At 66.0% G+C, this 12,283-nt stretch carries 5 protein-coding genes and 1 pseudogene; 3 read left to right on the top strand and 3 right to left on the bottom strand.

Annotated features, from left to right (window positions below):
- Positions 1–56: 56 nt before the first annotated feature.
- A pseudogene (locus QM806_RS27380) lies at positions 57–5,189 on the top strand (amino acid adenylation domain-containing protein); the annotation flags it as partial.
- Here QM806_RS27380 and QM806_RS27375 read toward each other — a convergent pair.
- On the bottom strand, positions 5,101–5,721 hold the full coding sequence (locus QM806_RS27375; protein WP_240483108.1) for a hypothetical protein: 621 nt from the start codon (positions 5,719–5,721) through the stop codon (positions 5,101–5,103). The pseudogene QM806_RS27380 and the gene QM806_RS27375 overlap by 89 nt on opposite strands.
- A 173-nt stretch (positions 5,722–5,894) precedes the next feature.
- Here QM806_RS27375 and QM806_RS27370 point away from each other — a divergent pair, with 173 nt between their 5' ends.
- Positions 5,895–7,379 (top strand): Hsp70 family protein, encoded by a 1,485-nt coding sequence (locus QM806_RS27370; protein WP_210460877.1) that lies wholly within the window; start codon positions 5,895–5,897, stop codon positions 7,377–7,379.
- Between the two features lies 1 nt (position 7,380).
- Here the strand turns inward: QM806_RS27370 and QM806_RS27365 are convergent, their stop codons facing one another.
- Positions 7,381–7,725 carry a hypothetical protein gene (locus tag QM806_RS27365; protein WP_063885194.1) on the bottom strand — a complete coding sequence of 115 codons (345 nt, stop codon included), beginning with the start codon at positions 7,723–7,725 and terminating at the stop codon, positions 7,381–7,383.
- Between the two features lie 94 nt (positions 7,726–7,819).
- Complete coding sequence (locus tag QM806_RS27360; RefSeq protein ID WP_005568709.1) at positions 7,820–11,053, bottom strand: (Fe-S)-binding protein; 3,234 nt, start codon at positions 11,051–11,053, stop codon at positions 7,820–7,822.
- Positions 11,054–11,672: 619 nt separating this feature from the next.
- Between QM806_RS27360 and QM806_RS27355 the strand changes: the two genes are divergently transcribed.
- Positions 11,673–12,119 (top strand): hypothetical protein, encoded by a 447-nt coding sequence (locus QM806_RS27355; protein ID WP_120659511.1) that lies wholly within the window; start codon positions 11,673–11,675, stop codon positions 12,117–12,119.
- Positions 12,120–12,283: the final 164 nt, after the last annotated feature.

The raw sequence follows: 12,283 nt of genomic DNA, 5'->3' as shown, positions 1-12,283 counted from the left end.
TCTCGAATGAGTCAACGAATCAGACTTCGCGCGCATCTTGACGTGAGGCAATAGGCGCATCGGTGTGGGAGTTGTTCTATCCACTCCAGGTCGGCGCCCGATTGGTGATTGCCGAGCCTGGGGGACATCGTGACCCCGAGTACCTGCTGCGGCTGTCGGACCGGTGGCACGTCACGATCTTGGAATTCGTGCCGTCGATGCTCGCGTTGTTCCTCGCGGAGTCGTCGCTCGCGCTGCCGCGGTCGCTGCGGTACGTCTCGGTCGGCGGAGAAGCGCTGCCCTCGGAGTTGGCCGCTCGGTTCGCCGCGCGCACCGAGGCAGTGCTGGACAACACCTACGGTCCGACGGAAGCCACGGTGACCTCGACTGTGCATCGCTGCCTGCAGGGCGTGGCGGGTCCGATACCGATCGGGAGTCCGATCAGGAACACCCGCACGTTCGTGCTGAACCGCCGGTTACACCGCGTGCCCGTAGGCGTGCCGGGGGAGTTGTATCTCGCCGGAATCCAGCTCGCCCGCGGCTATCACGCCCGCGGGGCGCTGACGGCAGAACGTTTCGTCGCCAATCCCTTCGCCGACTGCGGTGAGCGGCTGTACCGCACGGGTGATCTGGTGCGGTGGAATTCGAACGGTGACCTCGAATACCTGGGCCGCACCGATTTCCAGGTGAAGCTACGTGGCCTGCGAATCGAACTCGGGGAGATCGAGGCCGCGCTGACGGCAGACGAGTCGGTGGACCAAGCCGTGGTGGTCGTGCGCGACGGTGAATTCGGTCAGCAATTGGTCGGGTATGTGCTGCCGTCCCGCGGGCGGACCGTCGACGTCGAGGCGACACGCGAGGTGGTGAGCACATCGCTGCCGAAGTACATGGTGCCCGACGTGCTGGTCGTGCTCGCCGCGTTGCCGTTGAATCCCAGTGGGAAGCTCGACCGACGGGCGTTGCCTGCGCCGTCGTTCGTCGTTCGGGAGTTTCGGGCGCCGACTACGCCGGTCGAGGAGGTCGTGGCGGGTATTTTCGCGGAGGTGCTGGGGCTCGAGCGGGTCGGTCTGGACGACGATTTCTTTGCGTTGGGCGGTAATTCGTTGGTTGCGACGCAGGTGGTGTCCCGGTTGGGTGCGGCGTTGGACACCCGTGTGCCGGTTCGGGTGATCTTCGAGGCGTCGACGGTGGCGGCGCTGGCGGTGCGGGCCGAGCAGCATGCCGGTGAAGGTGGGCGGCCGGCGTTGACCCGTCGGGTGCGGCCGGCGCGGATTCCGTTGTCGTTGGCGCAGCAGCGGATGTGGTTCCTCAACCAGTTCGACCCGGAGTCGGCGGCATACAACATTCCGCTTGTGGTCCGCCTGTCCGGTGAACTGGATGTGGCAGCGATACAGGCTTCGGTGCTCGACGTGTTCGCTCGGCACGAGGCCTTGCGGACGGTGTTCCCGGACTCGGCCCAGGGGCCGGCACAGCGCATCGTGCATGCGTCGAGAGTGTCGATGGACCTGACGCCGATTCCGGTCGCGGACGAGGAAGAGCTGCGGATGCGGGTGGCCGCATTGCTCACGGCGGGCTTCGAGGTCACGGAATCGGTGCCGGTGCGCGGGGCGCTGTACCGGATGTCGAAGTCCGAGCACGTCTTGGCGGTGGTGGTGCACCATATCTGCGCGGACGGTTTCTCGACCGCGCCGATGGGCCGAGACGTGCTGGTGGCATATGCCGCGCGGCACGCAGGGCACGAGCCGTCCTGGACGCCGTTGCCGGTGCAGTATGCGGATTACGCGTTGTGGCAGCGGGAGGTGCTGGGTTCGGAGGACGATCCGGGATCGTTGATGTCGCAGCAGATCGCGTACTGGTTGGATGCGTTGTCGGGGCTGCCCGATGCGCTGGCGTTACCTACCGACCGGCCACGCCCGGCGGTGCGGTCGGGCCTCGGTTCCAGCGTGGATTTCACCGTGCCGGCGGCAACGGTGGCGCGTCTCGTGTCGCTGGCGCGAGAGGCGGGTGCGACGCTGTTCATGGTGGTGCATGCGGCGTTAGCGGTGCTCTTGGCGAGGCTGAGTGGGGCGACCGATATCGCGATCGGGTCGCCGATCGCGGGCCGTGGTGATGCGGCGTTGGACGATCTGGTGGGCATGTTCGTCAATACGTTGGTGTTGCGGGCGCAGTACCAGCCGGACGAATCGTTCGCGGAGCTACTGGGGCGGATGCGCGATGCCGATCTCGAGGCGTTCTCTCGGGCGGACGTTCCGTTCGAACGATTGGTGGAAAAGCTGAATCCGATTCGGTCTCAGTCGTTCTCTCCGTTGTTCCAGGTGATGTTGGCGTTTCAGAACTTCAGTCGGCCGGCGGTGGAGCTTCCGGGATTGACGGTCTCGCCGGTGGAGGTCGATCGGCAAGCGGTGCAGTTCGACCTGTCGATGACCGTGGGTGAGTCGGCGGATGGCGGGGGTGGATTCGTGGGAAGGCTGTCCTACGCGACGGATGTGTTCGACGGCGCGACGGTGCGCGAGATCGCGCGGCGGTTCGTGCGAATTCTCGAAGCGGTGGTGGATGATCCGATGATGCCGGTGGGCGACATCTCGATCGTCGAAGAGAACGAGCGGCGTCAGATGCTGCGCGAGTGGAACATCACGGGACACGACGTCCCGGATGGACTGCTGCTCGACGGATTCGATGCGCAGGTGGCCCGAACACCGGACGCGGTGGCAATCGTGTACGACAACGAGTCGCTGTCGTATGCCGAGTTCTCTGCTCGGGTGAACCGATTGGCTCGAAGATTGATCGACGAGGGTGTAGGACCGGAGTCGTTGGTGGCATTGGGGATGCGCCGGTCGCTGGAGTTGGTGACAGGAATTTACGCGGTGCTCCGAGCGGGTGCTGCATTCGTGCCGTTGGACCCTGATCAACCCCCGGCACGCAACGACTACATCCTGGAAACCACGGGACCCGTCTGCGTCCTGTCCACCTCCCGAGACGGATTCGACACGTCCCGGAATCGAGTGCTGAACGTTGACGCCCTCGATTTGTCGGTGTATTCGTCCGAGCCGGTTGGGGAGTCCGAAGTCGTGACGCCCGCACGGCCGGAAAATCTGGCGTACGTGATCTTTACATCTGGATCGACCGGGCGGCCCAAAGGGGTTTCGGTCAGCCATCGCGCGATTGTCAACCAAATGTCCTGGTTGGCAGCCGAATACGAGCTCGGCGACTCCGATGTCGTGGTGCAGAAGACGCCGGTGACGTTCGACGTGTCGATGTGGGAATTACTGGTTCCGCTGGCCGTCGGTGCCCGGATGATCGTCGCGCGTCCAGACGGTCATCGGGATCCGGACTATCTGCTGTCACTGATGCAAGACTCCGGTGTTACCGTGGCCGCGTTCGTACCGTCGATGCTGGCGGCGCTCCTGGCCGATCCGGAGGCGTGTCTACCGGATTCGTTGCGGTGTGTTTTTGCCGGTGGGGAAGAATTGCCGGTGGAGTTGTCTGCGCGATGTGCGTCGCGGTCGAAGGCTCGTCTCGACAACAAGTACGGTCCCACGGAATATGCGGTCACTGCGACGTCCCACCGATGCGACGGACTCGAGCGGGAATCGGTCCCGATTGGTGAACCTGTTTGGAACACCACCGCACTGGTCTTGGATCGACGTCTCCACCCGGTGCCCATCGGGGTCGAAGGAGAGCTGTATCTGGCAGGAGTGCAGCTGTCTCGCGGCTATCATCGCCGCCAGCGGCTGACGGCGGAGCGATTCGTGGCCGATCCGTTCGGGGCAGCAGGGACGCGTCTCTATCGCACGGGGGACGTGGTCAAGTGGAACCCACGCGGACAGCTGATGTATCTGGGTCGGCTGGACTCTCAGGTGAAGGTGCGCGGGCTGCGTATCGAGCTCGGCGAGATCGAGACCGCGCTGGTGGCGCAGCAGACGATCGTGCAGGCCGCTGTGATCGTGCACGACGGCGAGTTCGGTCAGCAGCTGGTCGGGTACGTGGTCCCCACAGGGGGTCGGTTGATCGACGTGGAATCGGTCCGTGCCACGGCCGGCAGGTCGCTGCCCCAGTACATGGTGCCGGATGTGCTGATGGTGCTCGACGAATTGCCTCTGACCGCGAGCGGCAAGCTGGATCGGAACGCCTTGCCTGCCCCGGCGTTCACGAAGCGGGAGTTCCGGGGGCCGACGACGCGCGTCGAGCGAATCGTGACCTCGGCCTTCACCGACATTCTCGGTGTCGAACAGGTGGGGCTGGATGACGACTTCTTCGCGTTGGGCGGCAATTCCCTGGTCGCGCCCAGGATCGTCGCCCGACTGAAGCAAGACCTGAGTGCGGCAGTTCCGTTGCAGTGGCTGTTCACGGATCCCGCCGTCGAAGCATTGGCCGCTCGGATCGAGAACGGAGCCACGGGTCCGGTGGAGGAAGGGTTCGGGCCGCTGCTTCGGATCCGAGCGGACGGTGAAGAGGGAGCGCCGCTGTTTTGTATCCATCCCATCGTCGGACTGTCGTGGTGCTATTCGGGTCTGCGTCAGTACATCGAACCTGATCTGCCGATCTACGGCATCCAGAGTCCGTCGATTCTCGAGGACGGCTATCTTCCGGAGTCTCTCGATGAACTTGCGGACCGGTACGTCCGTGAGATCCGCCAGATCCGACCATCCGGTCCGTACCGATTGCTCGGCTGGTCACTCGGCGGTGTCATCGCCCATGCGATGGCGGTCCAGATTCAGGCAGCCGGCGAGGGTGTGGAATTGCTGGCCATGATGGACAGCTTCGCCGGCGCGACGGCGGTCGAGGAAGGGTCGCCCACGGATGTCTCGGTGCGTGAGTTGCTGGGTGGGTTCGGTATCGAAGCGACAGCAGTCGAGCGCATCTCCGACCCGAGCCTCGGTGGTGTCGCGGTCGCGCTGGCCGAAATATCCGGGCACTCCGTAGAGCACACCGAGAAGGTCGTGAGGCGGCTCGTGTCGGCGGCGGACCGAAACTCGAGGTTGATGTCGGAGTACCGGCCTGCATGCTTCGACGGAGACATTGTGTTCTTCACCGCGGCGGCCGACGATGCCACCGGCGGGAGGGCGGCCCGCGGATGGGAGAACGCGGTCACGGGGGTAGTGCACAACCACGCCGTGCCTGTCACACATTGGCAGATGACGTCACCCGACGCTCTCGCCGTCGTCGGCCCGATCGTGAACCAGGCCCTGAGAGAGCAATCAACATCGTGAGCGAACAGGTCAGGCGAGTCGCCCGACGCTGAGCGTCAGCGCGCGAGCATGGCCTCGCAGGACCGCGCCGCGTGTGCGGCGACATGCCCTCGCCGCCGAGCACCCGCTCGAGCAGGACGACGGCCGTGTCCCGCAACTGCAGACCGCTGGTGCGCAGTCCCGACAACACCCGCAGTTCCCGGAACACGTGGGTGTCTGCGAGCAGCCGATCGGCAGCGCTGCCCAGGCTGCGGCTCGCCGACGACGGTGTGCGGGCCAGCGTGGCCTTCAGCGATCTGAGCGCCGAGTGTGCCTTCAGTTCGGTGCTGCGCTGACCGAACTGCAGATGCAGTGTGCGGCGAAGGTCCTCGAGACCACTGTGCGCCGTCAGCTCGTGGGCCAGTGCCGGCGCGTCGGTCGCGCCCGCGCGAATCAGCCTGACCGCGAACCGGATACCGAAGAGGCCGAAACAGTCGAGAAGGTCGCGTCGTTGCCGGGGCGACAGCAGGAGATCGGCGTCCTCGGTGGTGAACCGGCTGACCGAACGCACCATGGGAGGACGCTGCACCTTCCCTAGGGGCGCGCGAAGCCACGTACACAGGAACATCGCAGCAAGCACACAGCGGTCGGCACAGGAAGGCGGTCTAGCGTTTCGATCGGCAGGAAAGGCGCCTGCCGTCACCACGGAACGGAGATCACGACATGCGGACATCGATGGGGATCAGTATGGGTTCCGACTCGTTCGTGTCCGCGCAGATGCACGGTGAATCGCCGACGCACCGGGCGGACGACGGATTCACGGTGGTGCGGCACTCGGCCGACCTCGCGCTGTCGTCGAGCAGCGCACCCACCCTCGGCCCGCACCGCAGCGGACCGCTTCCTCAGGGCAGCATCGTGTTTCGTGACTTCATCGACAGGGTCGGCGATCCCGTTCCGGTGATCGGCGACGACGGGACCCGGACCCCGGCCGTGCAGCTGGTGACCACCGCGCTCGACTGCCTCATTCGTGGCCGCACCCCGGTGCCCGACCATGTGGTGGTCGCGGCTCCCGCAGCCTGGTCGGGATACGCCGTCGAGGAACTCGAGGACGAGATCCGACGATGGGGCCTCTTGCAGAATCGCACGGTCACGGTGATCCCCGAAACCACTGCTGCACTGACATGGATCTCCCGGGTCGAGAAACTCGACGAATTCTCGACACTGCTGCTGTGCGACGTCGGAGCCCATTCCCTCGACCTGACCCTGGCCACGAGGCGCGGCGCCGAATTCGGTGTGGTCCGATCGACGCGGAGCACCGACTTCAGCGGAGACCACGCCGACCGGCTGCTGATGGGACATGTGGTCGCGCTCGTCCAGAACGCGAACCCGGACTTCGACGTAGACGATCCTGCCCACCGCGGCGCGCTGACCGAACTCGCCGCCCGCTGCCGGAGTGCGAAAGAGCGGTTGTCGCAAGACACGTCTGCCGTGGTGACCGTCGCGCTTCCCGGCATCCGACGCCAGATACGCGTCATGCGTTCCGAATTCGAGGAAGTAATCCGCGGATCACTCACCGGCGCCGCGAACACGGTGGCCCGCGAACTCGAACGCCTCGACGAGACCGGCACCCCAGTCGACGCCGTCGTCCTCCTCGGCGGCGGAGCGGCGGTCCCGCTCGTGACGGAACTGCTCTCGACGGCCGTGAACGTCGCACTCGTCGTGTCACCCGAGCCGGCGACCGCGTCCGCCCGCGGTGCGGCGGCCATCGCCGAGCGGGCATCGCTACAACAGTCGGGTTCCCGGGTGATGTCGGCACCGGGACCGCGGGTGAAACCACCGGCGGCGCCACGACCGATCGTGGCGGCAGCGTCGCGCGTGCTGCCCCCGTCCGCATCGGCCGAGGCGCCGACCCGACGCGTCGCGCCGACCAGTGTGCCGGTGAGGAAGACACAGAAGTCCGGTATCCGGGGATGGATGGTTGCGGCAAGCGCCGCCGCGCTCGTCCTCCTCGGCGCAGGAGCGGCGGCAACCCTACTGGTCGGCCGGGACGACACGCCCTCGGCAACGACCACCACAACCTCGTCCGTCGAACAGGCATCGTCCGCCGACGAGACTGCGCAGGACGACACTTCACAGGACGGCACCGTGCAGGAATACACCGTGCAGAACCCGGCACCCGCCCAGCCGATGGGCGGCGGAACGCCGGGCCGCGGCGGAGCCGGACCACGGTAGGTCAGATCTCGGTGAGAGCGCCAGCCGACAGTGAGGCGTAGATGAGCATGAACACGAACAACATCCAGCCCGCTCCCTGCCAGACCTGCCACCGGCCACCGGCCCGCCAGACCCGGTAGGTCTGCACGAAAGCTCCGACCCCGCCCACGAGCAGCAACGCGGGTGGGCCGAAGACAAGGACGTACTTTTCTCCGCGGGCACACTCCATCATCGACTCGGCGCAGTCACCGGACCCGATCGACATCCACGCGACCGAGAGGAGCGCAACGACCACTGCACCGCCCATGACCGCCACCGTGTACGTGGCGGCGCGGCGAAAAGTGAGATCGGCGCCCGAAGTCATCATGTCGGAGGTTACGCCGTGCGCAACGCGGGCCGTCACGGAAAACAGCGGCGCCCCCACCGTGATCGGTGGGGGCGCTGCTGTTCACTGCTGTCGGCTAGCTCTTCCGGCCAGGTGCCTTCGCGCCTGCCTTGAAACCGAGTCCGCCAGGCTTGGCCGGTGGCGGAGCCTTCACCGTTTCCGGTGCCTTGCCGTTGGATCCGTCGCCGTTCGACTCCTCGACCTTCGGAGCCGCGGTCTCGGTTGCCTCGGCCTTCGGTGCTTCAGCTGCGGGAGCCTCGGCCGCGGGTGCTTCGGCCTTCGGAGCTGCGGCCTTGGGGGCCGCGGCCTTGTGAGCTCCGGGAGCCTTGGCGCCGCTCTTGAAGCCGAGCCCACCGGCCTTCGCCACCGGGGGAGCCTTCGGCGCCTCGGCAGCGGGGGCCTCCGAAGCGGAGGACGTGTCGGCGACCTGCGGTTCGAAAGCCTGGGGCTCGGCAGCCTGGGGTTCGGCGATTGCCGGCTCGGCGGGAGCGTCCGCGGGAGCGGCCTTCGCGCCGGGAGCCTTCGCCTTGCCCTTCATCTGCAGACCCTTGCCCGGTGCCTTGGCGCTGGACGCGAGTCCGAGTCCCTTCTGCTTCGCCGCGGGGGCGTCCTGAGCAGGGGTTTCCGCTGCGGGAGCCTCTGTCGCCGGTGCTTCGGCAGCCGGAGCGGCGGCCTTCGCGCCGGGAGCCTTGGCGGCACCCTTCATCTGCAGACCCTTGCCGCCCGGTGCCTTCGCGCCGCCGGCGAGTCCGAGGCCCTTGGGCTTGGGTGCCTCCGCTGCGGGCGCCTCCGTACCGGCAGCCTCGGCCGTAGCAGGAGCAGCCTTCTTGGCGCCGGGTGCCTTCGCCCCGCCTGCCATGCCGAGCCCCTTGCCGGGTGCCTTGGCGCCGGGTGCCTTCGCCCCGGGTGCCTTGGCCAGGCCCTTCATCGCCAGGCCCTTGCCCGCGGGAGCTTCCGTGGCGGCCGGCGTTGCAGCGGCCTCCTCGACCTCCTCGACGCGCTCCTTCTCCACCACCTCGGCCTTGGCCTCGGCTGCTGCCGGCGATCCTGCCGGCTCGGCCGGCTTCTCGCGGGGGATGACCGTGATGTTCTCGCTCAGCTTCTCGGGCTCGAGACGCGTGATGGACGAGAGCATCAGCTGGGCGACGTCGACGACCTCGACACCCTCGCCCTGACCGGACTCCTGGCGAGCCGTGACGCCGTCGGTGAGCATGACGCGGCAGAACGGGCAGCCGGTCGCGATCTTCTTCGGATCCGTGCTGAGCGCCTCGTCGACCCGGTCGATGTTGATGCGCTTGCCGATGTTCTCTTCCATCCACATGCGGGCACCACCGGCACCACAGCACATGGACCGTTCGCCGTGACGGGGCATTTCCTTCAGCTTCGCGCCGGAGGCTTCCATCAACTCGCGGGGTGCGTCGTAGACCTTGTTGTGGCGGCCGAGGAAGCAGGGGTCGTGGTAGGTGACGTCCTCACCGACGGACGCGACCGGAATCAGCTTCTTCTGGCGGACCAGGCGGTTGAGCAGCTGAGTGTGGTGAACGACCTCGTACTCGCCGCCGACCTCCGGGTACTCGTTGCCGAGCGCGTTGAAGCAGTGGGCGCAGGTGACGACGATCTTGCGCTTGCGCTGCTCGACGCCGTCGAAGACCGAGTTCAGCAACTCGATGTTCTGCATGGCGAGCTGCTGGAACAGGAATTCGTTACCTGCGCGGCGAGCGGAGTCACCGGTGCACGTCTCGTCGGCGCCGAGCACCATGAACTTCACGCCGGCGGTGGCGAGCAGCTCGGCGACGGCCTTGGTGGTCTTCTTGGCGCGGTCCTCGTAGGCGCCGGCGCAGCCGACCCAGAAGAGGTACTCGTAGTCCTCGAAGCTGTCTGCATCCTGGCCGAACACCGGGATCTCGAAGTCCATCTCATTGATCCAGTTGAGACGGTCCTTGGAGTTCTGACCCCAGGGGTTGCCCTTGTTCTCGAGGTTCTTGAACAGGCCGGCCAGCTCGGAGGGGAACTCCGACTCGATCAGCACCTGGTAGCGGCGCATGTCGATGATGTGGTCGACGTGCTCGATGTCGACGGGGCACTGCTCGACACACGCGCCACAGTTGGTGCAGCTCCACAGCGTCTCGGCGTCGATGACCGGAGCCAGCTCGCCTTCGACGGTGTCGCCGACCAGCTTGCGCTCGGCCTCCTGGCGTGCAGCCTCGGGGATCGCAGCCAGCTTGGCCTCGTCCACGGCGCCGTCACCGTTCACCAGGCCTACCTCGTCGCCGCCCATGTCCTTGCGGCCACCGGCCAGCAGATACGGGGCCTTCGCATAACCGTGGTCGCGCAGCGACGTGATCAGCAGCTTCGGCGACAGCGGCTTGCCGGTGTTCCACGCGGGACACTGCGACTGGCAGCGCCCGCACTCGGTGCAGGTGGTGAAGTCCAGCCAGCCCTTCCAGGAGAAGTCCTCGATGTTGCCGGCGCCGAACGTGTCGGTATCCGGATCGGCGTCCTCCATGTTGATGGGCTTGCCGCCCGACATCATGGGCTTGGCCGCACCGAGGGCGACGTCGCCGTCGTCCTCACGCTTGAAGTAGATGTTCGCGAACGCCGCGAACCGGTGCCAGGCGACACCCCAGGTGATGTTGCGGCCGACGACGTAGAGCCAGATCATGCCCGACATCAGCTTGACGAAGGCGAAGAACGCGACCATGTTCGGGCTCGCGGGCAGCAGCTTCGCGAGGTTCATCGTGAAGAAGTCGGTCCACGGGTTGGCGTGGCCGTAGGTGGCGATCTTGCCGGCCTTCACGAAGATCATGCCCAGGCCCTCGATGAGGACGACGGCCTCGACGAAGTACGCGGCCTTGAAGTCGGAACCACTGAAACGGGACAGCCGGGCGGGCACGCGGGGGTGGTTGAGCTGGCGGATCACGATCAGTGTGGTGATACCGATGACCGTGCCGAGACCCAGGATCTCGTCGATGAAGTGGTAGACGGCGGTGTTGCCGACCAGCGGCCAGTGGAACGCCGGGTCGAACGTCTGCCCGTACGCCTCGAACCACACGATGGCTCCGAGCATGAAGCCGACCATGACCAGCCAGTGAGCCCAGCCGACGGTGCGGAACTTGCTCATGCGGGTGTGCGCGATGAACTCGACGCACATCTGCTTGAAGCGCGGGAAGAAGGGGCGCCATCGGTCCGGGGCCGACTGGCCGATCCGGACGACGTTGACCATCTTCAATGCGCCAGTGATGAAGGAGAACCAACATACGAGGCTCAGCAGCACGCCGATGGTGCCCAACGTGATCGTCAGGGCATTCATGTCGCGGCCTTTCGTTTCAGGGCGGCAGGGCGGCCACCTCGGGACTGCTCGTGATCCTAACGCTTGCTAAGTTACCGGCTAGTAACTTAATTAGTCTACCTGTGGGTAACATACCGGTGTTCGGCGGGATCTCTGCAGCTCGGGCGCCGATAGGGCATGTGGTGCATGCCACAATCGGACTTTCTGTTCGTCACGTTAAAGGGTCGGAATTGCGGCGCTCACCCAAGGTCGCCCTAACTTCGGCCGGCAGCCGCCGGAGGCCGTCCGAGCGGCTTCGTGAGAGGGCTTCAGGGGTCGTTTTCGTCACGAATTCGACGCGGTTGCATTGCGGCCGGATAACGATGGGCAAATATTCCGCGCACTCACGTCCGTCCTGTCGATAACCACGCCGAGTGACGTAATTCATCTCGTGTAATTCGCGCGAATTACACCCGCTCGATTTGCTACCGATCGGTAACTTGCGGGCGCGATGAATTTTTCGTCAATGAACATTTCGGCCGTGATTCCGCTGTTACTCTGAGCGTGTTTTCCGGCCCTGGCCAGCGGCCGCACGGGGGGCCGTGCAGTGCACTTCGATCACACCAGTACTTCGTCGGGACGCTCCTGAAATGAGGCATCAATGATCGTGAGAAAAGCTGCAGTGACGGCAGGCATTGCCGTGGCCGCCATGGGTCTTGCTGCCGGAGTGTCGCACGCGGGGCCAGTGGCAGCACCCGCTCCTGCGGCGCCTGTTCCGGCAACGGCGGCGCCCGCGGTTCCCTCGCTGCCGTTCCGCGACGTCGCGTCCCGCGAGGAGAATGACAGGGCGTTCGGCCAGTTCGGTGCGCAGGTCGGCATTGCCGTCACGGTCGGAAGCCTGGTCGGAACGATTGCAGGGGCCGGAATCGGCTGTATAGCAACACTTCCCGCTGGCTGCGTCGCCGGACTGGTGACTGGGGCCGGTATCGGCGGGGTCGTCGGAACCATCGTCGCCGGTGGCCCCACCCTCGGTGTCAGTGCATACCAGCTGTGGGAGACGTACAACGCCGCTCCGGGGACGTCGATCTACGCGGACAGAGACGAGTAGAGCGCCTCGCCTCAGCGCCCGGCCCCGTCGAGTCTCCCACGGCGGGGCCGAGTTGTGCGTGGGGCCGCGGAGAAGAAACCGACCGGTTCCCCGCTTTGTGTAGGAATAACTACATCCCTGACTGGTGCAATTCTTGGAATTCGATCCCGCTGCCGTTCTGGGCG

The sequence above is a fragment of the Rhodococcus sp. IEGM 1351 genome (genome assembly GCF_030056875.1).
Classification (GTDB): domain Bacteria; phylum Actinomycetota; class Actinomycetes; order Mycobacteriales; family Mycobacteriaceae; genus Rhodococcus_F; species Rhodococcus_F opacus.
Note: the sequence above shows the minus strand (reverse complement) of the source record. Positions and strands in the feature narration are given on the sequence as shown.